This is a genomic window from Pseudomonas sp. R84, from assembly GCF_009834515.1.
Classification (GTDB): Bacteria; Pseudomonadota; Gammaproteobacteria; order Pseudomonadales; family Pseudomonadaceae; genus Aquipseudomonas.
On record NZ_CP019426.1, the window covers coordinates 426,356 to 450,956 of the forward strand.

The 24,601-nt window shown below is 59.2% G+C and carries 18 protein-coding genes; 12 read left to right on the top strand and 6 right to left on the bottom strand.

Going from position 1 to position 24,601, the window contains the following annotated elements; all coding sequences use genetic code 11:
* Positions 1-72 precede the first annotated feature (72 nt).
* Positions 73-1,479 carry a type I glutamate--ammonia ligase gene (glnA, locus tag PspR84_RS01990; RefSeq protein WP_160055014.1) on the bottom strand — a complete coding sequence of 469 codons (1,407 nt, stop codon included), beginning with the start codon at positions 1,477-1,479 and terminating at the stop codon, positions 73-75.
* Positions 1,480-1,807: 328 nt separating this feature from the next.
* On the opposite strand from glnA, the gene thiI reads away from it, so the two are divergent.
* A complete protein-coding gene (gene thiI / locus PspR84_RS01995; RefSeq protein WP_034153004.1) occupies positions 1,808-3,262 on the top strand; it encodes a tRNA uracil 4-sulfurtransferase ThiI in 1,455 nt (484 codons plus the stop codon).
* Positions 3,263-3,401: 139 nt separating this feature from the next.
* Complete coding sequence (gene typA / locus PspR84_RS02000) at positions 3,402-5,222, top strand: translational GTPase TypA (RefSeq protein WP_160055017.1); 1,821 nt, start codon at positions 3,402-3,404, stop codon at positions 5,220-5,222.
* Positions 5,223-5,504: 282 nt separating this feature from the next.
* On the opposite strand, the gene PspR84_RS02005 is transcribed toward typA, so the two are convergent.
* The gene (locus PspR84_RS02005) at positions 5,505-5,942 is read right to left on the bottom strand and encodes a YkgJ family cysteine cluster protein (RefSeq protein ID WP_007909261.1); all 438 of its coding nucleotides are present in this window, start codon (positions 5,940-5,942) and stop codon (positions 5,505-5,507) included.
* Positions 5,943-6,201: 259 nt separating this feature from the next.
* Here PspR84_RS02005 and PspR84_RS02010 point away from each other — a divergent pair, with 259 nt between their 5' ends.
* The 5 genes from PspR84_RS02010 (at position 6,202) to PspR84_RS02030 (ending at position 15,632) form a co-directional block, all read left to right on the top strand.
* Complete coding sequence (locus PspR84_RS02010) at positions 6,202-8,652, top strand: glycogen/starch/alpha-glucan phosphorylase (RefSeq protein WP_160055020.1); 2,451 nt, start codon at positions 6,202-6,204, stop codon at positions 8,650-8,652.
* Positions 8,653-8,819: 167 nt separating this feature from the next.
* Complete coding sequence (locus PspR84_RS02015) at positions 8,820-12,404, top strand: DUF2339 domain-containing protein (RefSeq protein WP_160055023.1); 3,585 nt, start codon at positions 8,820-8,822, stop codon at positions 12,402-12,404.
* Positions 12,401-13,765 carry a DUF3999 domain-containing protein gene (locus PspR84_RS02020; protein WP_160055026.1) on the top strand — a complete coding sequence of 455 codons (1,365 nt, stop codon included), beginning with the start codon at positions 12,401-12,403 and terminating at the stop codon, positions 13,763-13,765. Before PspR84_RS02015 ends, PspR84_RS02020 begins: the two co-directional genes overlap by 4 nt.
* A 250-nt stretch (positions 13,766-14,015) precedes the next feature.
* Complete coding sequence (locus PspR84_RS02025) at positions 14,016-15,026, top strand: class 1 fructose-bisphosphatase (RefSeq protein WP_007909265.1); 1,011 nt, start codon at positions 14,016-14,018, stop codon at positions 15,024-15,026.
* A gap of 3 nt (positions 15,027-15,029) precedes the next feature.
* Positions 15,030-15,632 carry a DUF924 family protein gene (locus PspR84_RS02030; RefSeq protein WP_160055029.1) on the top strand — a complete coding sequence of 201 codons (603 nt, stop codon included), beginning with the start codon at positions 15,030-15,032 and terminating at the stop codon, positions 15,630-15,632.
* A 1-nt stretch (position 15,633) separates the two neighbouring features.
* Here the strand turns inward: PspR84_RS02030 and PspR84_RS02035 are convergent, their stop codons facing one another.
* The 3 genes from PspR84_RS02035 to PspR84_RS02045 all read right to left on the bottom strand — a co-directional run bounded on the left by PspR84_RS02035 (position 15,634) and on the right by PspR84_RS02045 (position 18,335).
* Positions 15,634-15,966, bottom strand: a complete 333-nt coding sequence (locus PspR84_RS02035) for a type II toxin-antitoxin system RelE/ParE family toxin (protein ID WP_127925504.1) — start codon at positions 15,964-15,966, stop codon at positions 15,634-15,636.
* Positions 15,963-16,235 (bottom strand): type II toxin-antitoxin system Phd/YefM family antitoxin, encoded by a 273-nt coding sequence (locus PspR84_RS02040; protein WP_127925505.1) that lies wholly within the window; start codon positions 16,233-16,235, stop codon positions 15,963-15,965. The genes PspR84_RS02035 and PspR84_RS02040 overlap by 4 nt, the downstream gene beginning before the upstream one ends.
* A 207-nt stretch (positions 16,236-16,442) precedes the next feature.
* Positions 16,443-18,335, bottom strand: coding sequence for a methyl-accepting chemotaxis protein (locus PspR84_RS02045; RefSeq protein WP_202982145.1), 1,893 nt, complete (start codon positions 18,333-18,335; stop codon positions 16,443-16,445).
* A gap of 281 nt (positions 18,336-18,616) precedes the next feature.
* Between PspR84_RS02045 and PspR84_RS02050 the strand changes: the two genes are divergently transcribed.
* Both PspR84_RS02050 and PspR84_RS02055 read left to right on the top strand, forming a co-directional pair.
* A complete protein-coding gene (locus tag PspR84_RS02050) occupies positions 18,617-18,871 on the top strand; it encodes a hypothetical protein (protein ID WP_003220802.1) in 255 nt (84 codons plus the stop codon).
* A gap of 30 nt (positions 18,872-18,901) precedes the next feature.
* Entirely contained in the window at positions 18,902-19,471 is a 570-nt protein-coding gene (locus PspR84_RS02055) for a lipocalin family protein (RefSeq protein WP_093430049.1), read from the top strand.
* Between the two features lie 119 nt (positions 19,472-19,590).
* Here the strand turns inward: PspR84_RS02055 and PspR84_RS02060 are convergent, their stop codons facing one another.
* Entirely contained in the window at positions 19,591-20,955 is a 1,365-nt protein-coding gene (locus tag PspR84_RS02060) for a formimidoylglutamate deiminase (protein WP_160055034.1), read from the bottom strand.
* 146 nt (positions 20,956-21,101) lie between these two features.
* On the opposite strand from PspR84_RS02060, the gene hutC reads away from it, so the two are divergent.
* From hutC to hutU, 3 genes are all read left to right on the top strand, one after another.
* On the top strand, positions 21,102-21,812 hold the full coding sequence (gene hutC / locus PspR84_RS02065; RefSeq protein ID WP_162130175.1) for a histidine utilization repressor: 711 nt from the start codon (positions 21,102-21,104) through the stop codon (positions 21,810-21,812).
* A complete protein-coding gene (locus PspR84_RS02070) occupies positions 21,809-22,378 on the top strand; it encodes a HutD family protein (protein WP_160055037.1) in 570 nt (189 codons plus the stop codon). The genes hutC and PspR84_RS02070 overlap by 4 nt, the downstream gene beginning before the upstream one ends.
* 448 nt (positions 22,379-22,826) lie before the next feature.
* Positions 22,827-24,509, top strand: coding sequence for a urocanate hydratase (hutU, locus tag PspR84_RS02075; protein ID WP_160055040.1), 1,683 nt, complete (start codon positions 22,827-22,829; stop codon positions 24,507-24,509).
* The last annotated feature ends 92 nt before the right edge of the window (positions 24,510-24,601 follow it).

Consider the following 24,601-nt stretch of genomic DNA (forward strand, 5'->3'; position numbering starts at 1 on the left):
TTGATCTGCAATAAAAAAGGCCTCCCGAAGGAGGCCTCTTTCACTCACGCCACGTAACGCGGCGCTACCGGATCAGCAGCTGTAGTACAGCTCATATTCCAGTGGGTGCACGAAGGTGCGAACCTTGATTTCTTCTTCCGATTTCAGCGCGATGTAAGCGTCGATGAAGTCGTCGGAGAACACGCCGCCCTTGGTCAGGAACGCACGGCCTTTATCCAGCTCTTCCAGAGCTTCTTTCAGGCTGCCGCAAACTTGTGGGATATCTTTCGCCTCTTCAGGCGGCAGGTCGTACAGGTTTTTGTCGGCAGCGTCGCCTGGGTGGATCTTGTTCTGGATACCGTCCAGACCAGCCATCAGCAGTGCTGCGAAGGCCAGGTACGGGTTGGCAGCCGGATCCGGGAAGCGGGCTTCGATACGGCGGGCTTTCGGGCTCGACACGTAAGGAATACGGATCGAAGCGGAGCGGTTGCGAGCCGAGTAGGCCAGCATCACTGGAGCTTCGAAGCCTGGCACCAGACGCTTGTAGGAGTTGGTCGCCGGGTTGGTGAAGCCGTTCAGGGCCTTACCGTGTTTGATGATGCCGCCGATGAAGTACAGAGCGGTATCGGACAGGCCGGCATAGCCTTCACCTGCGAAGGTGTTCTTGCCGTCTTTCCAGATCGACATGTGTACGTGCATGCCCGAACCGTTGTCGCCGTACAGTGGCTTCGGCATGAAGGTCGCGGTGCGGCCGTAAGCGTCAGCAACGTTGTGGACAACGTACTTCAGGGTTTGGGTTTCGTCGGCTTTCTTCACCAGGGTGTTGAACTTGACGCCGATTTCGTTCTGGCCGGCAGTCGCCACTTCGTGGTGGTGAACTTCGACGGTCAGGCCCATTTCTTCCAGTGCGTTGCACATGGAGGTACGGATTTCGTGGTCGTGATCGAACGGCGGAACCGGGAAGTAGCCACCTTTGACGCCTGGACGGTGACCCTTGTTGCCGCCTTCGATGTCCTGGTCGGACATCCACGAACCTTGCTCGGAGTAGATCTTGAACATCGAACCGGAGATGTCCGACTTGAATTTCACCGAGTCAAAGATGAAGAACTCTGGCTCTGGACCGGCGAACACAGTGTCACCGATACCGGTGGCTTTCAGGTGTTCTTCGGCGCGCTTGGCGATCGCACGTGGGTCGCGGTCGTAGCCTTGCATGCTCGAAGGTTCGATGATGTCGCACACCAGGATCAGGGTGGCGTCTTCGGTGAACGGGTCGAGAACGGCCGTTTCGTCAACCGGCATCAGGATCATGTCGGAGGCTTCGATGCCTTTCCAGCCAGCGATGGAGGAACCGTCGAACATCTTGCCGACTTCGAAGAAGTCTTCGTCCAAAGCATCGCGAGCCGGCATGGTCACGTGGTGCTGAGTACCTTTGGTGTCCGTGAAGCGCAGATCAATCCACTTGACGTCATGATCTTTGATGAGTTGAACCGTCTTCGACATATGTCCTCCGGGTGGCTTCGGGCTTGGTAGTGGATGCCCTTGAATTTGGTTGATGCCGGCGCGAATACTCTGCCAAGGCAACCTGCCTCACAAGGGAGCAAATTGCATGCCAGTGCCCCAGCATGGGTTTTTCGCCCCAAATTCACGCTTATTAAGGCTTCAAACGCCTGAATGATGAAAATATCGCCCTCTAATGTAGCGTCTTGATTCGAAAATGACCCGTTTTGGTGCGCACAAAACCTTCTGCACATTAACTGGTTAAACCTTGAGCAATTTCCGCTATAATCCGCGCCCCCCTTTTTCGGCTGGCCGTTCGCGCGCTGTTTTCATGAAACTAATCGTAAAAGTCTTCCCCGAGATCACCATCAAAAGCCGACCTGTCCGGACGAAATTCATCCGCCAGCTGGCCAAGAACATCCGCACCGTGCTCCGTGACCTGGACCCGGCCGTGGTGGTGAACGGTGTGTGGGACAATCTCGAGCTGGAAACCCGCGTTACCGACGCCAAAGCCTTGAAAGAGATGGGTGAGCGCCTGACCTGCATGCCGGGCATCGCGCACTTTCTGCAGATCGACGAGTACCCGCTGGGCGATTTCGACGACATTACCGAGAAGTGCAAACAGCACTACGGCGATGCATTGGCCGGGAAGATCTTTTCGGTGCGCTGCAAGCGTGCCGGCAAGCACACCTTCAGCTCGATGGACGTCGAAAAATACGTCGGCAGCAAGCTGCGCCGTGAGTGCGGTGCTGCTGGTATCGACCTGAAAGCGCCAGAAATCGAAGTCCGTATCGAAGTTCGCGACAAACGGTTGTTTGTGATCCACAGCCAGCACAACGGCATCGGCGGCTATCCGCTGGGTGCGTTGGAGCAGACGCTGGTATTGATGTCCGGCGGCTTTGACTCGACCGTTGCGGCCTACCAGATCATTCGTCGCGGCCTGATGACGCACTTCTGCTTCTTCAATCTGGGCGGTCGTGCCCATGAATTGGGCGTGATGGAAGTCGCGCATTTCATCTGGAAGAAGTACGGCAGCTCGCAACGCGTGCTATTTGTCAGTGTTCCGTTCGAAGAAGTTTTGGGCGAAATTCTTGGCAAAGTCGATAACAGTCATATGGGCGTCGTGTTGAAGCGTATGATGTTGCGCGCGGCTTCCAACATCGCCGACCGTCTGCAGATCGAGGCGCTGGTCACCGGCGAGGCGATCTCCCAGGTGTCGAGCCAGACACTGCCGAACCTGTCGGTGATCGACTGTGTGACCGACAAGCTGGTCCTGCGTCCGCTGATCGTGGCGCACAAGCAGGACATCATCGACACCGCCAACGAAATTGGCACCGCCGATTTCGCCCGGCACATGCCGGAATACTGCGGGGTCATTTCGGTCAACCCGAAGACCGCCGCCAAACGCGGTCGCGTTGAACACGAAGAGAAAGAATTCGACATGGCGGTCCTCGAGCGTGCGCTCGAAAACGCCAAACTGGTGCCGATCGATCGGGTGATCGACGAATTGGGCCAGGACGTACAGATTGAAGAAGTCAGCGAAGCACTGGCCGGCCAGATCGTGATCGACATCCGTCACCCGGATGCCGCCGAGGATGAGCCGCTGGAACTCGCTGGCGTAGAAGTACAGACGATGCCGTTCTACGCAGTGAACGCTCGTTTCAAGGAGCTGGATCCGACTCGCCAGTACCTGCTGTATTGCGACAAAGGCGTGATGAGTCGCCTGCATGCTCACCATTTGCTCAGTGAGGGGCATGCCAATGTGCGCGTTTATCGACCGAGCTAAGTGCCCGGGGCTGTTTGCCTGTGGCCTGCGTCACCGGCCCCCCGACACCGCCGTCAAGCTGTAACGGCCATGCCGGACACTACTGCTAATCGCTGCCAAGACTTGTCAGCAAACCGAATCCTCTGATCGAGATACACAAGTGATCGAAAATCTACGCAACATCGCCATCATTGCCCACGTTGACCATGGTAAAACCACCCTGGTAGACAAACTCCTGCGTCAATCCGGCACTCTGGAGCGCAACGAGCTCAACGACGAGCGCGTGATGGACTCCAACGACCAGGAAAAAGAGCGCGGTATTACCATTCTGGCGAAAAACACCGCCATCAACTGGAACGGCTACCACATCAACATCGTGGACACCCCGGGCCACGCCGACTTCGGCGGCGAAGTTGAACGTGTAATGTCGATGGTTGACTCCGTTCTGCTGCTGGTTGACGCTCAAGACGGCCCTATGCCGCAAACCCGTTTCGTGACCAAGAAGGCTTTCGAAGCCGGCCTGCGTCCAATCGTGGTGATCAACAAGGTTGACCGTCCAGGCGCGCGTCCGGACTGGGTTCTGGACCAGATCTTCGACCTGTTCGACAACCTCGGTGCTACCGAAGAACAACTGGACTTCCAGGTTGTCTACGCCTCGGCCCTGAACGGCATCGCCGGTCTGGATCACACCGCCATGGCTGAAGACATGACCCCGCTGTACCAAGCGGTAGTCGACCACGTTCCGCCTCCGGCTGTTGACCGTGACGGCGCGTTCCAGATGCAGATCTCCGCTCTGGACTACAACAGCTTCCTGGGTGTTATCGGCGTTGGCCGTATCGCTCGTGGCCGCGTCAAGCCGAACACCCCGGTTGTTGCGATCGGTGCCGACGGCAAGCGCCGTAACGGCCGTATCCTGAAACTGATGGGTCACCACGGTCTGCACCGCGTTGACGTTGAAGAAGCTGCAGCAGGCGATATCGTTTGCATCAGCGGTATGGACTCGCTGTTCATCTCCGACACCCTGTGCCACCCGGATACTGTCGAGGCGATGAAGCCTCTGACCGTTGACGAGCCAACCGTTTCGATGACCTTCCAGGTAAACGACTCGCCATTCTGCGGTAAAGAAGGCAAGTTCGTGACGTCCCGTAACATCAAGGACCGTCTGGACAAAGAGCTGCTGTACAACGTTGCCCTGCGCGTTGAAGAAGGCGACACCGCTGACAAGTTCAAGGTTTCCGGCCGTGGTGAGCTGCACCTCTCGGTACTGATCGAAACCATGCGTCGCGAAGGCTTCGAGCTGGCCCTGGGCCGTCCTGAAGTGATCATTCGTGAAGTTGACGGCGTCAAGCAAGAACCGTTTGAAAACGTAACCATCGACATCCCTGAAGAAGCTCAGGGCAAGGTCATGGAAGAGATGGGTCTGCGTAAAGGCGACCTGAGCAACATGGTTCCTGATGGCAAGGGCCGTGTTCGTCTGGAATACAACATCCCTGCTCGCGGTCTGATCGGTTTCCGTAACCAGTTCCTGACCCTGACCAACGGTGCTGGCATCCTGACCTCGATCTTCGATCGCTACGACACCGTGAAGTCGGGCCACATGTCCGGCCGTCAGAACGGCGTTCTGGTTTCGGTTGAAACCGGCAAGGCACTGACCTACTCGCTGGAAACCCTGCAGGCTCGTGGCAAGCTGTTCGTAGAACACGGCCAGGAGATCTACAACGGTCAAATCGTTGGTCAGAACAGCCGCGACAACGACCTGGGTGTAAACCCGACCAAAGGCAAGAAGCTCGACAACATGCGTGCTTCGGGTAAAGACGAAACCATCGCTCTGGTACCACCTGTTCGCTTCACCCTGGAACAGGCTCTGGAATACATCCAGGAAGACGAGCTGTGCGAAGTCACTCCTAAGTCCATCCGTCTTCGCAAGAAGATCCTAGACGAAAGCGAGCGTACCCGCGCTGCCAAGAAAGCCAAGAACTGAGTCATTAGTTCAGGCTGAATGAAAACGCCCCCGGTCGAGAGACCGGGGGCGTTTTTGTTTGTCTGGAGGAAATGCAGTTGGGTCTTGAAGATCAAGAGCCCCTCACCCTAGCCCTCTCCCAGAGGGAGAGGGGACTGACCGAGTTGTTCTTTGGCTTTGCATCGATCTGAGTAATCGAGTCGACCTCAGGTTTGGAAGCGACAGAGATCGGCTCCCTCTCCCTCGGGAGAGGGCTGGGGTGAGGGGCTGGGGGTTAACGGCTACCGAAGAACTCAGCGTCGTTCAGAAGCGCTCGATCGCGCGGAAATTCTGCTCGCGCACCACTTCCTTCGGCTTGTACGCGCAATACCCAGGACGCGGTCCGATCTTCGGGTGATTGCGGCAGGTATCCGGGCGCTTGTCATAAATGGTGCACAGGCGGCTCTTACGATCCAGGTAGTAGCAATCGTTGTTGCTCATGCGCTGGAGGGTAAAGATGCCGGACTTCTGATTGAAGCGTTCAACCAGGCCTTCCTTTTGCAGACGCTTGGCGATGTTTTTTGGCGGATCGCCGAGTTCGAACTCGTCGACCACACCGATGCGCACCAGATCCTTGATCTTCACCTCAACCGGCAGCGTGCAGCAGCTGGACACGCAGGAACCGCACATCGGGGCTGAGTATTTTGCCCACGTATCGAGACGATCGATCTCGGCGGCGGCAATCAAGTTGGGCTTCATCATCGGGAGTTACCAGGCGTGTGTGCATCAGGGCGCGCGATCATACCGGGACTGGTGGATTTTTGAACAACCTTTCGCCAGATTTTTTCTGCATACAGGCACATTGCCGGACAATTCGGCACGGCCCCTGCATTCATTAGCTCATCCGCCAAGGTAATGCCGGGCCATCTCACCGTCTCAGGAAATACTGCCGAACCAGAGCCTTCACCGTCGGTCAGACCGTCTAGGCTCAGACAATTCCCGCTCGCTCGAGGTCCTATCGATGACTCAAGAACCACTAGTTCGCGAAGCAGAGGTGGCCGCATTCCGCGACGCCGTCCTGACCAAGCTCACCTATGCGGTGGGCAAAGACCCCGATCACGCCTTCGACCATGACTGGTTCGAAGCCATCGCTTTGGCTGCGCGCGATCACATGGTCGAACACTGGATGGACCACACCCGGCAGATTTATCGCAAAGGCCAGAAGCGGGTGTATTACCTCTCGCTGGAGTTCCTCATCGGCCGCTTGCTCTACGACAGTCTGAGCAACCTTGGCCTGCTCGACGTCGCCCGTGAAGCGCTGACTGAACTCGGTGTCGATCTGGAGCGCATCCGCTTGCTGGAACCCGATGCGGCGCTCGGCAACGGCGGCCTCGGTCGTCTGGCCGCATGCTTTATGGAAAGCATGTCGACCCTCGGCATCGCTGGTCACGGCTACGGCATCCGTTATGAACACGGCTTGTTCCGCCAGGCCATCGTCGATGGTTGGCAGCAGGAGCAGACCGAGCACTGGCTGGATTTCGGCAACCCGTGGGAGTTTGAACGGCCGGAAGTCGTCTACTCCATCGGCTTCGGCGGCAGCGTTGAAACCGTCACCGACGTTTCCGGCAAATCCAAACAGGTCTGGTCGCCAGCAGAAACTGTTCGCGCCATTGCTTACGACACGCCGGTGGTTGGCTGGCGCGGGGCAAGCGTCAACACCTTGCGCCTGTGGCGTGCCCGCGCCATGGAAGATTTGCACCTGGAACGCTTCAACGCCGGTGACCACTTGGGCGCCGTCGCCGAGGTTGCTCGCGCCGAAAGTATCTCCCGCGTGCTTTACCCGGCGGACAGCACTGAAGCGGGGCAAGAGCTGCGCCTGCGCCAGGAATATTTCTTTGTCGCCGCGTCGCTGCAAGATCTGCTGCGCCGCCATCGCAACATGCACACCTCGGTGCTGACCCTGGGCGATCACGCGGCGATCCAGCTCAACGACACGCACCCTTCAATTGCTGTTGCCGAACTGATGCGCCAACTGGTCGACGTCTACGACGTGGCGTGGGACGCGGCGTGGCAAGTCACTGTCGACACGCTGTCGTACACCAACCACACGCTGCTGCCGGAAGCACTGGAAACCTGGCCGGTGGGTTTGATGGAACGCATGCTGCCACGGCACATGCAGATCATTTACCTGATCAACGCCCAGCACATCGATTCGCTGCGAGCCAAAGGCATTCACGATTTCGACGTGCTGCGCGCGGTGTCGCTGATCGAAGAAGACAACGGTCGCCGCGTGCGCATGGGTAACCTCGCGTTCCTCGGTTCGCACAGCGTTAACGGTGTGTCCGGACTGCACACGCAGTTGATGCGTAAAACCGTGTTCGCCGAACTGCACAAGCTCTATCCCGAGCGGATCAACAACAAAACCAACGGCATTACCTTCCGCCGCTGGTTGTATCAGGCCAACTCCGAACTGACTTCGATGCTGGTCGATGCGCTCGGCCCGGATTTGCTCGATAACCCTGAAGAGCGCCTGCTCGATCTAGAACCGTTCGCTGAAAAAGCCGCATTCCGCAAGGCCTTCGCCGAGCAACGCCTGCACAGCAAAAAAGCTTTGGCCTATCTGATTCACGAACGGCTGGGCATCGCGGTCAATCCGGCGGCGATGTTCGATGTGCAGGTCAAGCGGATCCATGAATACAAACGTCAGTTGCTCAACCTGCTGCACACCGTGGCGCTGTATCAGGCGATTCGCGCCGAGCCGGAAGTCGACTGGGTGCCACGGGTGAAGATCTTCGCCGGTAAAGCGGCGGCGAGTTATCACCAGGCCAAACTGATCATCAAGCTGACCAACGACATCGCCCGGGTGGTGAACAACGATCCGACGGTGCGCGGCTTGCTGAAAGTGGTGTTTCTGCCTAACTACAATGTCAGCCTGGCGGAAAGCATCATTCCGGCGGCGGACTTGTCCGAGCAGATTTCCACTGCCGGCTTCGAAGCGTCGGGCACCAGTAACATGAAGTTCGGCCTCAACGGCGCACTGACCATCGGCACGCTGGATGGCGCCAACGTGGAAATGTGCGAACGCATCGGTGCCGAGCACATGTTCATTTTCGGCCTCAGCGCTCAGCAGGTGGAGGCGCGCAAACAGAACCACGAGTTCAGCGCGTTGCCGGACATCGCCGCGTCGCATCGTTTGAACGATGTGCTGCAAGCGATTCGCAGCGGGGTGTTCTCGCCGGATGACACTTCGCGCTATACCGGGCTGATCGATTCGCTGGTGGATTACGACCGCTTCCTGGTCTGCGCCGACTTCGATTCCTATTGGGAAGCACAGAAACGCGTTGAGGCGCATTGGCACGATTCCAACAACTGGTGGCGTTCGGCGGTCCTCAATACGGCGCGGATGGGCTGGTTCTCCTCGGACCGGACGATTCGCGAGTACGCCACGGATATCTGGAAAGCACTGGAGTAACTTTCCACTCGGCTCGATATAATCGCGCGCCGGAAAAGATCGCAGCCTGCGGCAGCTCCTACAGAGGTGTTCACATAACCCTGTAGGAGCTTCCGCAGGCTGCGATCTTTTTGGGTCAGGCTGCGCTAATCTTCCCGGATTAGCCTTCGCGCTTAGGGATATCGACCATGCAATGGATGTTCATGTTGATCGGGCTGGTGCTCGGCTGGCTGCTCGACGAGTCGTTCAGTGATGCGCTATTAGGCGCGTTGCTGGGGCTGGCATTCGGGCAGACGATCCGCATCGCGCGGCTAGGCTCGCAGGCTATGGAGCAGCAACGTCAACTTGAGCAGGCGAAGGTCGCTTTGCAGGGCGTCGAACAGCGTCTGTTTCTGCTCGAAGGTGCACCGGTTCGTGCCGCGTCATCACCGAGTACGCCGCCCGTTACCGAGCCAATCGTAGAAACGGTCAAAGCCGCCGAACAAGCCCCGGCCCCTGAACTGGTCTGGGAGCTACCGCCCGAACTCGAACCGATTTCCGCCGTCGCCAGCGAGACCAGCCAACCGCTGCCCGCTGATGTGTGGCGCCTCGACGCCGTCACGCCCGAACCGTCAAAACCCGCCGAACCTCGTGGTCCGAACCTGATCGAACGCGGCATCAGTGCTGCGCGTAACTGGCTGTTCGGTGGCAACACCGTGCTGCGAGTCGGCGTGGTGTTGCTGTTCTTCGGTCTGGCGTTCCTGCTGCGCTACGCCACCGAAGGCATGGTCGTGCCGATCGAGTTGCGTTACGCCGGCGTCGCGGCGGCGGCGTTGGGCTTGCTCGCGCTGGGCTGGTGGCTGCGCCGGCGCAACAGTAATTACGCGTTGATGCTGCAAGGTACCGGGATCGCGGTGCTGTACCTGACGGTGTTTGCGGCGATGCGTCTGCATCCGTTGCTTGATCCATCGGCCGCGCTCGGCCTGCTGGTGGCGGTCACCGTTTTCTCGGCGATCCTCGCCATCACTCAGGATGCTTTAGGGTTGGCGGCTGCGGCGGCATTGGGCGGTTTCGCCGCGCCGATCCTGACCTCGACCGGCGCCGGCAACCACGTCGCGCTATTCAGTTATTTCGCGTTGCTCAACGCTGGCATTCTCGCCATCGCCTGGTTCAAGGCCTGGCGTCTGCTCAACCTGATCGGCTTCGTCGGCACCTTCGGCATCGGTTTCGCCTGGGGCTTGCGCTCTTATGCGCCGGAGCTGTTGTGGAGTACCGAGCCGTTCCTGATTCTGTTTTTCCTGATGTACCTCGCCATCGGTCTGTTGTTCGCGCGGCGCAAGTTGCTCGATATGCCAGATGCGCCGGCAGAGGGTGACCGTGAAGCGTTACTGCACTGGTCTGCGCGCAAGGGCGATTACGTCGACGGGACGATGCTGTTCGGCCCGCCGCTCATTGGCTTTGGTTTGCAGTTTGAGCTGGTGCAGCATCTGGAGTTTGCTGCTGCGTTCAGTGCGCTAGCGCTGGGCATGATCTACATGGCGCTGGCCAAGCTGTTAATGGGTGGACGCGCGGTGCTGCTGGGCGAAACCTGTCTGGCGCTCGGGGTGATTTTTGCCAGCCTGGCCATTCCGTTGGGGCTGGATGCGCGCTGGACCTCAGCGGCATGGGCGGTGGAAGGCGCGGGGATTTTCTGGCTCGGTCTGCGTCAGCATCGACCGTTCGCCCGGGCGTTTGCCTTGCTGCTGCAACTGGGTTCCGCGTTGGCCTTCCTCAGTCAGTTGGGCGTCGGCGAGAGCAGTTTGCTCGACGGTGCGCCGCTGGGCGCGTTGATGCTCGGCCTCGCGCTGCTGTTCAGTTTCTACCAATTGCGCAAGGCTTCGCCGGAACAGGCCGCGCCTTGGGAACGTCAAGGTTTGCCGGTGCTGGCGTGTCTGGGTTTGACGTTCCTCTATCTGCTCGCGCCACTGTTCTTCTTCGTCCAGGCCACGGCGATCAGTTGGGCGTTGGCCGGTTTGGTGACGCTGTTTGTCGGTCTGCGGATTCAGTCGCGTACGTTCCTGTTCAGCGCATTTGCCGTGCAGCTACTCGGTGGCGCGTTGTTCCTGCTGCGTCTGCAAGGTGCAGGGGAAGATTCCGCCGCAGTGTTCAGCGCCGGTTGGAGCGGCTTGCTCAGTGCGTCGTTGATTGGTCTGGCGTTGATCGCTGGCATGCTGTTGGCGGCTCGCGATGAAATGGTGCGCGGTGATGTGCGTCTGCTGCGCGGTTTGTCGGTGGTGCTGTTGGCCGGTCTGGTGCTGATCAATCTGGCAGTGCTGTTTGTGCTGCCGTGGCAGACCGCGAGTGCGGTGTGGGCAGCGAGTGGTTTGCTGATTATCTGGTTGAGCCTGTACCTCAAGCAACGCGTAAGTTTTGTCTTTGGTCTGCTGTTGCAGGTGATTGGCGGTGCGGCGTTTTTGCTGGCCGGCCCCAAGTTGCTTGGACCGTTGTCCAGCGAAGGTCTGAAGCCTTTGGCCGATGGCGGATTCTGGACGCCGCTGGTGTTGGGCCTGGCCGCGATGATCGGTGCGTGGCGCCTGCAACTGGGCAATCACGCCTCGGCATTCGATGCGTTGAGTTTGCAGCGGTTGTCCGAAGTATTGCTGGTGTGGGGCGCCGGCTGGTGGGCGTTGGCGTGGGTCAGCGAGGTGCTGCGTTTTGCTGCTCCGAATCTGCAAGGCACGTTGCTGCTGTTGGTTGCAGCCGTCAGCGTGGCGGTGTGGACGCTGCTGTCGTTGCGGTTGAAATGGCCGGCGCTGGGCTTGCTCTGTACCTTGCTGATTCCGGCAGCAGGTCTGGTGTTGCTCGCTGCCTGGCATTCGCGTTATCACCCAGCGGCCGATTTCGGTTGGCTGGCGTGGGCGGCGGTGTTTGCCGTGCACTTCTTCAGTCTGCGACGCTTGGCGCCGATGCTGCCGGCGCGCGCCTTGAGTGCGGCACATGTACTCGGCTGCTGGCTGCTGATCGGCGTGCTGGCGCTGGAGTTGCGCTACGGCCTGCTGCTGTTGTCCGAGCAATACAACGCTTGGCGCTGGCTCGGTTGGGCGATTCTGCCGAGCCTTTATCTGCTGCTGGCGGCAGTACCGCGCAGTTGGCCGTGGCCGGTGGCGGCATTCCCTCGCGAGTACCGTTTGTACGCCGCTGCGCCGCTGGCGGTGTTGATGCTCGCATGGTTCTGGCTGGCCAATGGTGTCAGCGATGGCAATGCCGAGCCGTTGCCGTACGTGCCGCTGCTCAATCCGCTGGAGTTGGGTCTGCTGTTCGCGCTGTTCGGTGTTTATGTCTGGTCGCGCAGTGCGGTTTCGCAGCTGTCGATTCGTCAGGACTACGCCGAATACGCGACGCAATTGATCGCCGGGGTTTCGCTGTTCGCCTTCTGCACGGCGCTGGTCACCCGCGCCGCGCACCATTGGGCGGGCATCCCGTTTGAGCTGGATACGCTGCTCGCCTCAATGTTGGTGCAGGCCGGATTGTCGATCGTCTGGACGCTGATGGCGCTCGGGCTGATGATCGGCGGGCATCTGCGTCATCGTCGCGAAGTGTGGCTGATCGGCGCGGCGTTGATTGCGCTGGTGGTGGCCAAACTGATTTTTGTCGAATTGAGCAACCGTGGTGGCCTCGCCCGGATCGTCTCGTTTATCGGCGTTGGCGTGTTACTGCTGGTGGTCGGTTATTTCGCACCGCTGCCGCCCAAACGCGCTGAAGCTGAGCCGGCGGCGGACAAACCGATCCCGGACACCGAAGGAGTTTCATCTTGAGTCGCATGCTGAATCTGGGTTGGTTGGCGTTGGGCGTGGTGATGGTGGCCGGTGCCCAGGAAAAACCGGCGGACTTCGCCACGCAGGTGCCGCTGTCAGTCACAGGCAATGGCCCTTGGTATCGCCTCGAGTTGCCGTTGAGCGTGCAATTGCAGGCACGCCAGACCGATCTCAGTGATCTGCGTGTGTTCAACGCCGCCGGCGAACCGCAGGCTTACGCCTTGGCACGCGAATCGGCACAGACCCGCGACGACGGTCAGTTGCACGAGGTGAAGTGGTTCCCGCTGTACAACGCCGCCGACGCCAGCGAGCGCGCGCCGAATGTGCGCGTGCAATCGACGACCAGCGGCACGCTGGTCGAAGTGCAACCGTCCAGCCAGTTGGAGGCGGGTGAAGAAGTGCTGCGTGGCTGGCTGCTCGATGCCAGCGCGATCAAGGCGCCGTTGCAGCAGTTGATCCTCGACTGGACCAGCGAGCGCGACGGCTTCCAGCGCTTCAGCATCGAAGCCAGCGACGACCTGCAACATTGGCAAGCCTGGGGCGAAGGGCAGGTGGCACGGCTGACCTTTTCCGATGAGCGCATCGAGCAGCATGAGGTGACGTTGCCGGGGCAATCGGCGCGCTATGTGCGGTTGCTGTGGGAATCGCCGAACTCGGCGCCGATCCTGACGGCGGCACAATTGAAAAGCAGTGATCCGCGCAATGTTCCGCTGCCGTTGGTCTGGTCGCAGGCATTGGCCGGCAGCAGTGCCAAGGTCGGCGAGTACACCTGGCAATTGCCGATGGGGCTGAATGTCGAGCGGGTGCAGGTCGAAATCAAACAACCGAACAGTCTGGCGCCGGTGACATTGGCGGGACGCCGCGAAAGCAGCTTGCCTTGGCAGGAGCTGAGCAGCGGGTTGCTCTATCGCCTGACCCAGAATGGTCAGGACGTGGTGCAGAACGAATTGCAGCTTTACGGGCAAACCGTGCAGCAGTTGAAGCTGACGGTGGATGAGCGTGGCGGTGGTCTGGGTGAGCAGGCGCCAAGCGTGAAGTACGCGGTGCGAGCGACGCAGGTGATTTTCCTCGCGCGCGGGGAGGGGCCGTACAGTCTGGCGTTGGGCAATCCGAGTGTGAAGACAGCGAATCTGCCGTTGGCGACGCTGATTCCGGATTTCAAACCGGAGAAACTGGCGGCGTTGAGTAAGGCTGCGGTTCAGGGAGAGGTGGTGGCTACGCAGACCTCCACGGCGACCACGGCGGCGGTGGCTGAGACCAACTGGAAAAAGATCGGGTTGTGGGCGGTGTTGTTATTGAGCGTGGTTTTCCTTGGGGCGATGGCGTTGAGCTTGTTGCGCAAGCCTCCAACTAACACCTGAGAATGGCTGGCGCTGCTCGCGAAAGCGGCGTTTCAGCCAATACATATTCCGAACTGATCAATTAACCCCCAGCCACACCCGTCCGATTTCGGACTACGCTAAATCCGCTACCTGAACTCTCCACCGACAATCACGTCTCATGCAGGCAATTACACCCCAACGCACGTTACCGGGCGTCTTCGCTCGCTACGTTTTCAGACTCCCTGTAAACTGCGCGGGTTTTTAGCCCCCCATTCCACCGGAGCCGTCCATGTCCCGCGTTACCCTGAGTCGCTATTTGATTGAGCAGACCCGCAGCAATAACACTCCTGCCGATCTGCGTTTCCTGATCGAAGTGGTGGCGCGTGCTTGCAAAGAAATCAGCCACGCCGTGTCCAAAGGCGCCCTGGGTGGTGTTCTGGGCAGCATGGGCACTGAAAACGTCCAAGGCGAAGTGCAAAAGAAGCTCGACGTGATCTCCAACGAGATCCTGCTCGAAGCCAACGAATGGGGCGGTCACCTGGCCGGCATGGCGTCCGAAGAAATGGACAATGCCTACCAGATCCCGGGCAAATACCCGAAAGGCGCGTACCTGCTGGTATTCGACCCACTGGACGGCTCGTCGAACATCGACATCAACGCTCCGGTCGGTACCATCTTCTCGGTACTGCGTTGCCCGAACGAATACCTGAGCCAGAACGAGCCGCTGAACGAGAAAGCGTTCCTGCAGCCAGGCACTCAGCAAGTTGCCGCCGGTTACGCGATCTACGGCCCGCAAACCATGCTGGTACTGACCCTGGGCGACGGCGTCAAAGGCTTCACCCTCGACCGCGAAATGGGCAGCTTCGTGCTGACCCACGAAGACATCACCATTCCTGAGTCGACCCAGGAATTCGCCATCAACATGTCCAACCAGCGTCACTGGGAAGCCCCGGTACAACGCTACGTCGGCGAGCTGCTGGCCGGTGAAGAAGGTCCGCTGAAAAAGAACTACAACATGCGTTGGGTCGCGGCGATGGTTGCCGACGTGCACCGCATCCTGACCCGTGGCGGTCTGTTCATGTACCCGCGCGACAGCCGTGAGCCATCTAAGCCAGGCAAACTGCGTCTGATGTACGAAGCCAACCCGATGTCGTTCCTGGTGGAACAAGCCGGCGGCGCGTCCACCGACGGTCACCAGCGCATCCTCGACATTCAGCCGGAAGGCCTGCACCAGCGCGTAGCGGTGTTCCTCGGTTCGAAAGAAGAAGTTGCTCGCGCTACGGCCTACCACAAGGAGTAAACCATGACCGCGCCCTGGCAGCCGTTGCTCGATTGGTGGTTCGGACAAGCCGAATCCCCCGACGAGATATCGGCTGACAAGGGCAAGTTGTGGTTCGGCAAGCGAGACAGCCAAGACCTCGAAGCGCGTGAGCGTTTCGGGGTCTTTGTCGATCAGGCCCTGGCCGGCGAATTGACCGAGTGGACGCAACGTCCCGAAGGTTGGCTGGCGGTGGTGTTACTGCTCGATCAACTGCCGCGAATGATCTTTCGCGACTCTCCCAAAGCTTTCTCCGGCGATCTGCGTGCGCAGAAGCTCGTTGCGCAAGGCATTGCTGCGGATTTCGATCGGCAGTTAAAACCGATTCAGCGTGTGTTCATTTATCTGGTGTTTGAGCACTGCGAGAATCTTGCGGTGCAGAACGAGGCGGTTTCCCGGTTTATCGAACTGGTGGCGGAACAGCCGGAAGCGCAACGGGCGGTGTTTGCTGACAATCTGGATTATGCCGAGCGGCATCAGAAGGTGATTGCGCGGTTTGGCCGGTTTCCGCATCGCAATGCGGTGTTGGGGCGGGAGTCTACGGCTGAGGAGTTGGTATTTCTCGATCAGCCTGGATCACGGTTCTAAATCAAGGATTGCCTCGTAGAAGCCGTTTCATCAACAGTGCCGGTAGGCTTTTTCGCGTATCGACAATGATATGGATGAAAACCGTTTTTTCTCGCACCTCATAAATAATCCGGTTCCTTCCCAAAACAATCTGGCGGTATTGGCCGAGATTGAGCTTCTCGATTTCTTCGGGGATTGATCCTGAATAAGGCAGATCTGCGAGGCCGAGAATCGCAGTCTTGAGATCGGCATAAGTGCTTTGCCAAATTTGAAATGAGAACTGTCTGACGAGGTAGGAGCGAAGTTCTTTGAGATCTGCTTGTGCGGACTGGAGAATAACGACCTTTAAACTCATTGGTGATCGGCCTTGTCCAAATCGGCAAAGACATCTTCAGCATCACTGAACTTGCCTTCCTCAATCTCCCGATTACCCATCGCCAACAGTTTCAACAAGGCCATCGTGCCTTCTTGCTCTTCAAAGCTTTTCACATCCATCACCACTAGCTTGGCTTCACCGTTTTGAGTGATTACCAGAGGCTCGCGGCTTTCTGTGATTGATTTGACGATTTCGGCTGTGTGACTTTTCAGGTAACTGATGGGTTTGATTTGCGATGAAAGCTTCATGGTTGAGCCCCGCTAAATTGAATGGGACTGAGTTTAGTCTTAATTCAGTCCAGCGTCAGTTCGAGCAGACGAGCGTGTTTCAATTCCAAATTCTTTCGTTGCTGATGCCGCCATCGCAGGCAAGTCCGCTCCCCCAGGATATCTGTGAACCATACAGAACCATTGTAGGGCCGAGCTTGCTCGCGAAGGCGCCAAAAGCAGCGCCGCTTAAATGCGGAAACTACCCACCAGTTGCTTCAACCGCGCCGCCTGCTGCTCCAGATCCGAACAAGCCCGCAACGTCGCCTGCAAGTTCTCCACACCTTCCTGATTCAGCGTATTGATCTCGTTGATATCGACATTGATCGACTCAACCACTGCCGTCTGCTCTTCAGTCGCAGTGGCCACCGACTGGTTCATCCCGTCGATCTCGCCGATACGCTGAGTCACGCTGCCCAGGCGCTCGCCTGCCTGGTTGGCGATGCCGACGCTGCTTTCGCTCTCACGCTGGCTCTCGGTCATGATGTTGACCGCCTGACGTGCGCCGACTTGCAGCTCTTCGATCATCTTCTGCACCTGCTGCGCCGAATCCTGGGTGCGGTGGGCTAGGTTGCGCACTTCGTCAGCGACCACGGCGAAACCACGACCGGCTTCACCGGCACGCGCCGCTTCGATCGCGGCGTTGAGCGCGAGCAGGTTGGTCTGCTGGGAAATGCTGGTGATCACTTCGAGAATCTGGCCGATGTTCACCGTGTTGCTGTTCAGGGTTTCGATGTTGCCGCAGGAATCGCTGATCTTCGCCGACAGCTGCTGCATGGCCTGGATGGTTTTATCCACAACCTGCTGACCGTCGACCGCAAGGCTGCGCGCGTCGCTGGAATGCTGCGAGGCGAGGGCGGCGTTCTGGGCGATTTCCTGCGCGGCGGCACCGAGCTGGTTGATCGCGGCGGCGACGCTGTTGGTGCGGCTGGCTTGCTGGTCGGAGTTGTACATCGACGAGTTCGATGCCGCGACCACGCGCAGGGCGACTTCGTTGACCTGGCCGGTGGCCGAAGACACTTCGCGGATCGAGGTGTGGATACGTTCGACGAAGCGGTTGAACGAGGTGCCCAGTGCGCCGAACTCGTCGTTGCCATGGATCACCAGACGTTTGGTCAAGTCGCCTTCACCTTCGGCGATGTCGTGCATCGCGCGGCCCATGGTCAGTAGCGGTTGCATCAGCACGCGGATGAGCATGCCGAGCAGGGCGATGATGATCACCACCGCGATGATCATGGCGATCAGTGCCGAGGTGCGGAATTCGCTGAGCATGGCGAACGCGGTGTCTTTATCGAGCACCAGCGCCACGTACCAGTCGGCCGACGGCACGCCGTTGACGCGGGTGAAGGAGATCAACTGAGTCTTGCCGTCGAACTCGACTTCTTTCAAGCCCGGGCTGACTTTCGGCGCGCCGTTCGGGTAGGCCTCGGCGAGAGTCTTGAGTACCAGTTTGCTGTCCGGGTGGATCAGGATCTTGCCCTCGCTGCTGACGATGAACGCGTGGCCGTGGCCGCCGAAGTTCAGCGAGTTGATGATCGCGCTGACGCTGGTCAGGTCGATGTCGGCACCGGCGACGCCAAGCATCTGGCCTTGGCGCTGCACTGGCGTGGCAACGGTGATCACCAGTTTGCCCGAGGACGCGGCGATGTACGGTTCGGTGACGATGGTCTGCTGTGCGCTGTTGGCCGCTTTGTACCAACCGCGTGCGCGCGGGTCGTAGTCCGGGGCGCGGTTGCCGGCTGGCACCGAAAACATCACGCCGTCGGCGCCACCGAAGTAGCTGAGCTGGAAATTGCCGGTATAGGCGGGCAGGTCAATGATGCGTTTCAGGCTGGCGGGAGCGTTACCGTCGACGGCGACTTGCTGCGACAACGATTGCAGCAACTGAATGCGGCTTTCCAGCCAGGTCTTGATGTTGCTGGTGGTCAGGCTGCCCAGCTCTTGCATCGAGGCTTCGGTGCTTGTGCTCAGGGCTTCGCGCTGTCGATAGTCGTTGAAGAAAATGAAACAGGCGAACGCAACGGCCACCACAAGGGCGGCAGCCAACAAGATCTTATGGCTGAATTTCATGTTTCTGGTCATCGAATGAACTACCGCGAAGGGGCTGGTCAAGAAAGGGCGGCAATTTGCCACACTCGGGGGCTTTGCGCTGCTCTTATTTCGACCGCGGCGCGCCAAAGATTAGGCGTCTTTGGCGAAAGGCGACGAAATGCTCAATAGCCCTACAAAGTGTCTGATTTATCGGCAAATGCCAGACGGGCGGGCTAATAAATAGCCGTTCGCCCACGGAACCAGATGAGGGTTTTCTCTTCTAAGCTTCTGGTTGGCACCATGCCATCCCCCCTCGTTCCAGGAGTTACACCATGTCGCTGCGATCTATCGCCCTTCTGACGTTTTGCGTGCTGCTGGCCGCATGCAGCAAGGTCAATCAGGAAAACTATTCGAAGCTCTCGGCCGGTATGGCCAAGGCCGAAGTCGAGACGCTGCTCGGCAAGCCCACCGATTGCTCGGGCGCGCTCGGCATGTCCAGTTGCACCTGGGGCGACAAGAACAGCTTTATCAGCGTGCAGTACGCCGGTGACAAAGTGCTGATGTTTTCCGGCCAAGGCCTGAAGTAAACCGGGGCTTCGCGCCCACGGAGAAGAAAAATGAAGCGGTTATTGCTGATCCTTTTTGCCGGCCTGGTACTGGCCGGCTGCGCCACTTCCGGCGTCGACCCGTTGGCGCCGAAAACCGTCAACAGCGTCAATCTCAAGCGCTATCAGGGCACCTGGTATGAACTGGCGCGCTTGCCGATGTATTTCCAGCGCAATTGCGCGCAGTCCGAAGCGCATTACACCCTCAAGCCTGACGGCAATGTCGCGGTGCTCAATCGCTGCCTGACGCCGGACTGGCAGTGGGAAGAGGCCAAGGGCACGGCCTATCCACAGGTGCCGGGCAAGACCGACAAGCTCTGGGTCGAATTCGATACCTGGTTCTCGCGGCTGATTCCGGGTGTGGCGAAAGGCGAATATTGGGTGTTGTACGTCAGCGATGACTACAAGACGGCCATCGTCGGCGACCCGAGTCGCAAGTACATGTGGTTGCTGTCGCGCACGCCGACCGTTAATGGTGTGGTGCGTGAAGAACTGCTGAGCAAGGCGCGTCAGCAGGGCTATGACACCACGCGCTTGATCTGGCGGGCGTCGGATCGGCAGATGGCCAAGACTTCAAACTAAAGAACACCACAAAACCAATGTAGGAGTGAGCCTGCTCGCGATAGCGTTGTGTCAGAGCACAAATAAGTGACTGACACGCTGCTATCGCGAGCAGGCTCACTCCTACATTGGGTTATGCGTCAGCCTAGGAGGTCACGCAGGACCTGGGTGAAGGCGCTAGCACTGTCTTCTTCGCCAGCATGTCGACCATCACGCACTACCCACTGACCATTGACCAGCACATCGCGCACCTGACGATCGCCGCCGGCAAACAACCAGCGATTCAAAATCCCGTCACCGCTCGCCGTCGCCAGATACGGATCGTTGCCATCGAGCACAATCCAGTCCGCACGCTTGCCAACCTCCAGCGCACCAATCGGCTGCCCCAACGCTTGCGCACCGCCATCCAGCGCCGCGTCATATAGCGTGCGCCCGACCATTGGCTGATCCGCGCCATACAAGCGATTACGTCGCTGATCACGCAGGCGCTGACCGTATTCCAGCCAACGCAATTCCTCCACGACGCTGAGCGAGACATGGCTGTCGGAACCGATGCCCATGCGTCCGCTCTGGGCGAGGAAATCCACCGCCGGGAAAATCCCGTCGCCCAGGTTCGCTTCGGTGGTAAGGCACAGGCCGGCGATGGCGCGACTTTTGGCCATCAGCGTGACTTCTTCAGGGTTGGCGTGAGTGGCGTGGACCAGGCACCAGCGCTGATCGACTTCGGCATTTTCATACAGCCATTGCAGCGGACGCCGACCGCTCCAGCTCAGGCAGTCGTCGACTTCCTTCTGCTGTTCGGCGATGTGGATGTGCACCGGACATTGTTTGTCGCTGGCGGCCAATACTTCGCTGATCTGCTGTGGCGTCACCGCGCGCAAGGAGTGGAAGCACAGGCCCAGCGATTGCGCCTTTTGCTGCGCCAGCATTGGCTGCAAGCGCGATTGCAGATTCAGGTAATTTTCGGTGCTGTTGATGAAGCGGCGCTGGCCGTCATTCGGCGTCTGCCCGCCAAAACCAGAGTGGCTGTAGAGCACCGGCAGCAGGGTCAGACCGATGCCGCTTTCACTCGCCGCCTGACTGATGCGCAACGCCAGCTCAGCGGGATCGGCATAAGGCTGACCATTGCTGTCGTGATGCACGTAATGAAATTCGGCCACCGATGTGTAACCGGCCTTGAGCATTTCGATGTACAGCTGCCGGGCAATCACGCCGAGCTGATCCGGGCTGATTTTTCCGACGAGCCGATACATCAGATCACGCCACGTCCAGAAACTGTCGTTCGGATTACCGGCCACTTCGGCCAGTCCCGCCATCGCGCGCTGGAAGGCGTGGGAGTGCAGATTGGGCATGCCCGGCAGCAATGGGCCGCTCAGCCGTTCGGCGCCATCTGCGGTGGAATCGGCCTGGATTTGGGTGAGCAGGCCATCGGCGCTGACTTCAAGACGTACATTGTTGGCCCATCCGTTAGGCAGCAGTGCGCGTTCGGCAAAGAAGGCGGACATGGTTCAGCACCCCATCGTGTGTTATTTGTATATACATATACAGACGTTTGCCTGCCCGGTAAACTCCGGCAAGCTAGCAACCTTCATCCAATGAACAGGGATCAACCGTGCCGACTCCGCCTCCAGTCTCCCCGTTGGCCGCGAACATGGGCGACAGTCCGGCGCCCTTGTACGCCCGCGTCAAACAGATGATTACCCAGCAGATCGACAGCGGAAACTGGCCGCCGCACTACCGTGTGCCGTCCGAGAGCGAGCTGGTCAATCAACTCGGCTTCAGCCGCATGACCATCAACCGCGCGCTGCGCGAGATGACTGCCGATGGCCTGTTGGTGCGCATGCAAGGTGTCGGCACGTTCGTCGCCGAACCGAAGAGCCAGTCTGCGTTGTTCGAAGTGCACAACATCGCCGACGAAATCGCCTCCCGTGGCCATCGCCACACCTGCCAGGTCATTACCCTCGAAGAAGAGGCCGCCGGTTCCGAGCGCGCACTGGCGCTGGACATGCGTGAAGGGCAAAAGGTGTTTCACTCGCTGATCGTGCATTACGAAAACGACATTCCGGTGCAAATCGAAGACCGTTTCGTCAACGCGCTGGTCGCCCCGGAATACCTCAAGCAGGACTTCACCCTGCAAACGCCTTACGCGTATCTCAATCAGGTGGCGCCGCTGACTGAGGGCGAGCACGTGGTTGAAGCGATCCTCGCCGAGTCTTCCGAGTGCAAGTTGCTGCAGATTGAAAAAGGCGAGCCGTGCTTGTTGATTCGTCGCCGCACGTGGTCGGGGCGTCAGCCGGTGACGGCTGCACGTTTGATTCATCCGGGTTCTCGTCATCGTCTGGAAGGGCGCTTTCATAAATGAGTCAGGTGAAGGTTTTACGCGCTGAAGGCTACCCGCGCATGCCGTGGAAAAACGGCGGCGGCAGCACTGAAGAAATCACCCGTGATGCCGGTGCAGGGTTGGATGGTTTCGGCTGGCGCCTGTCGATTGCCGACATCGCCGAGTCCGGCGGCTTCTCGACCTTCGCCGGTTACCAGCGAGTGATTACGGTATTGCAGGGTGACGGCATGACCCTATGCGTTGATGGCGACGATACGCGGCCGCTGTTACCGCTCGACCCGTTTGCCTTCAGCGGGGAAAGCCAGGTCTCGTGCACTTTACTTGGTGGCGCGATTCGCGACTTCAACCTTATCTACGCGCCGCAGCGGTACAGCGCGCGGTTGCAGTGGCTTGAAGGTGAACAGCGGCTTTTCAGCTCGGCGGGGACGGTGCTGGTGTTCAGTGTCAGTGAGTTGCTGGAAGTGCAGGTTGGTGACGCCGTTTCGCAACTCGGTCGCCATGATTGCCTGCAACTGGACGGTAACAAGGGCTTGGTTGAAGTGTCCGTTGATGCGGGTTGCTGTGTCATTGAGCTGACTGCCCGCTGATTGAAAAATCTTAAAAGATCGCAGCCTTCGGCAGCTCCTACAATGGGATTGATGTACGCCCTGTAGGAGCTGCCGAAGGCTGCGATCTTTGTTTTTTGGGTGTTCCCAACCCACGCACCAACTTGTTACCGAACGCCCCAGCGTGGCGCAAAACCTCGCTTTAGTAACAGTCCCTGACGCTCTCAATCAATATCCTCGAAAAATTTCATCAACGCCAGAACCCTTGATTCAGGCGCTCTCCAGCCCTGCCCGCGATTTTTCTTGAACACCCCTCCAACAAGTTGGCCGCTTGATTGCATATGCTTGTATGTACAAGTAAAGACGTATGCGTATGAGTCGCTCGAGACTCTCCGCAGCGTCCACTGATTCGCTTGTCGCGCATCGAAGCGCACAGGCTGCTTGCCCACTGCCAGGGTTGGTTTGAATTGATCGCTGAGGAGTCTTTTTCGTGACTGACAATAAGCCTACTAAGGTTCGTAACGTCGAAATCCGTGCATCGCGCGGCAACAAGCTGACCGCCAAGAGCTGGCTGACCGAAGCGCCGCTGCGCATGCTGATGAACAACCTCGACCCGGAAGTCGCCGAGAACCCGAAAGAACTGGTGGTTTACGGTGGTATCGGTCGCGCCGCGCGTAACTGGGAGTGCTACGACAAAATCGTCGAAAGCCTGACCAACCTGAATGACGACGAGACCCTGCTGGTGCAATCCGGCAAGCCGGTCGGCGTGTTCAAGACCCACAGCAACGCCCCGCGCGTACTGATCGCCAACTCCAACCTCGTTCCACACTGGGCGAGCTGGGAGCACTTCAACGAACTCGACGCCAAAGGCCTGGCCATGTACGGCCAGATGACCGCCGGCAGCTGGATCTACATCGGCAGCCAGGGCATCGTCCAAGGCACCTACGAAACCTTCGTCGAAGCGGGTCGCCAGCACTACAACGACAACCTCACCGGCAAGTGGGTCCTGACCGCCGGCCTCGGTGGCATGGGCGGCGCACAACCGCTGGCGGCAACCTTGGCCGGCGCCTGCTCGCTGAACATCGAATGCCAGCAAGTGAGCATCGATTTCCGCCTGAAAAGCCGTTACGTCGACGAGCAAGCCAAAGACCTCGACGACGCCCTGGCGCGCATCGACAAATACACCAAGGAAGGCAAGGCGATCTCCATCGCACTGCTGGGTAACGCCGCAGAAATCCTCCCGGAACTGATCAAGCGTGGTGTGCGCCCGGACATGGTCACCGACCAGACCAGCGCCCACGACCCGCTCAACGGCTACCTGCCCGCCGGCTGGACCTGGGACGAATACCGCGCCCGCGCCAAGACCGAACCGGCTGCTGTGATCAAAGCCGCCAAGCAGTCGATGGCCGTGCACGTGAAAGCCATGCTGGAATTCCAGAAGCAAGGTATTCCGACCTTCGACTACGGCAACAACATCCGTCAGATGGCCCAGGAAGAAGGCGTCGAAAACGCCTTCGATTTCCCGGGCTTCGTACCGGCCTACATCCGTCCGCTGTTCTGCCGTGGCATCGGCCCGTTCCGTTGGGCGGCGCTGTCGGGTGATCCGCAAGACATCTACAAAACCGACGCCAAGGTCAAAGAGCTGATCCCGGACGACGCGCATCTGCACAACTGGCTGGACATGGCCCGCGAGCGCATCAGCTTCCAGGGTCTGCCGGCACGTATCTGCTGGGTCGGCCTGGGCCTGCGCGCCAAGCTCGGCCTGGCGTTCAACGAAATGGTTCGTAGCGGCGAATTGTCCGCACCAATCGTGATCGGTCGCGACCACCTCGACTCCGGCTCGGTGGCCAGCCCGAACCGTGAAACCGAATCGATGCAGGACGGTTCCGACGCCGTGTCCGACTGGCCACTGCTCAACGCTCTGCTGAATACCGCGAGCGGCGCGACCTGGGTTTCCCTGCACCACGGCGGCGGCGTTGGCATGGGCTTCTCGCAGCACTCGGGCATGGTGATTGTTTGCGACGGTACGGACGAAGCGGCCGAGCGCATTGCGCGCGTGCTGCACAACGACCCGGCCACTGGCGTCATGCGTCATGCCGATGCCGGTTACCAGATCGCCATCGACTGCGCCAAGGAGCAGGGCCTGAACCTGCCGATGATTACCGGAAAGTAATGCTTTCCCCTGTAGGAGTGAGCCTGCTCGCGATAAGGCCGGCACATTCAGCAAATGTGCTGACTGACCCACCGCAATCGCGAGCAGGCTCA

What these genes read in the sequence shown, in the direction of transcription:
- PspR84_RS02010 (WP_160055020.1), top strand. Translation starts at nt 6,202, where the DNA reads ATGACTCAAGAACCACTAGTTCGCGAAGCAGAGGTGGCCGCATTCCGC.
- PspR84_RS02045 (WP_202982145.1), bottom strand. Translation starts at nt 18,335, where the DNA reads ATGACCAGAAACATGAAATTCAGCCATAAGATCTTGTTGGCTGCCGCC.
- PspR84_RS02070 (WP_160055037.1), top strand. Translation starts at nt 21,809, where the DNA reads ATGAGTCAGGTGAAGGTTTTACGCGCTGAAGGCTACCCGCGCATGCCG.
- PspR84_RS02015 (WP_160055023.1), top strand. Translation starts at nt 8,820, where the DNA reads ATGCAATGGATGTTCATGTTGATCGGGCTGGTGCTCGGCTGGCTGCTC.
- PspR84_RS02055 (WP_093430049.1), top strand. Translation starts at nt 18,902, where the DNA reads ATGAAGCGGTTATTGCTGATCCTTTTTGCCGGCCTGGTACTGGCCGGC.
- PspR84_RS02050 (WP_003220802.1), top strand. Translation starts at nt 18,617, where the DNA reads ATGTCGCTGCGATCTATCGCCCTTCTGACGTTTTGCGTGCTGCTGGCC.
- hutC (WP_162130175.1), top strand. Translation starts at nt 21,102, where the DNA reads ATGGGCGACAGTCCGGCGCCCTTGTACGCCCGCGTCAAACAGATGATT.
- PspR84_RS02005 (WP_007909261.1), bottom strand. Translation starts at nt 5,942, where the DNA reads ATGATGAAGCCCAACTTGATTGCCGCCGCCGAGATCGATCGTCTCGAT.
- PspR84_RS02040 (WP_127925505.1), bottom strand. Translation starts at nt 16,235, where the DNA reads ATGAAGCTTTCATCGCAAATCAAACCCATCAGTTACCTGAAAAGTCAC.
- thiI (WP_034153004.1), top strand. Translation starts at nt 1,808, where the DNA reads ATGAAACTAATCGTAAAAGTCTTCCCCGAGATCACCATCAAAAGCCGA.
- PspR84_RS02030 (WP_160055029.1), top strand. Translation starts at nt 15,030, where the DNA reads ATGACCGCGCCCTGGCAGCCGTTGCTCGATTGGTGGTTCGGACAAGCC.
- PspR84_RS02025 (WP_007909265.1), top strand. Translation starts at nt 14,016, where the DNA reads ATGTCCCGCGTTACCCTGAGTCGCTATTTGATTGAGCAGACCCGCAGC.
- PspR84_RS02035 (WP_127925504.1), bottom strand. Translation starts at nt 15,966, where the DNA reads ATGAGTTTAAAGGTCGTTATTCTCCAGTCCGCACAAGCAGATCTCAAA.
- PspR84_RS02060 (WP_160055034.1), bottom strand. Translation starts at nt 20,955, where the DNA reads ATGTCCGCCTTCTTTGCCGAACGCGCACTGCTGCCTAACGGATGGGCC.
- glnA (WP_160055014.1), bottom strand. Translation starts at nt 1,479, where the DNA reads ATGTCGAAGACGGTTCAACTCATCAAAGATCATGACGTCAAGTGGATT.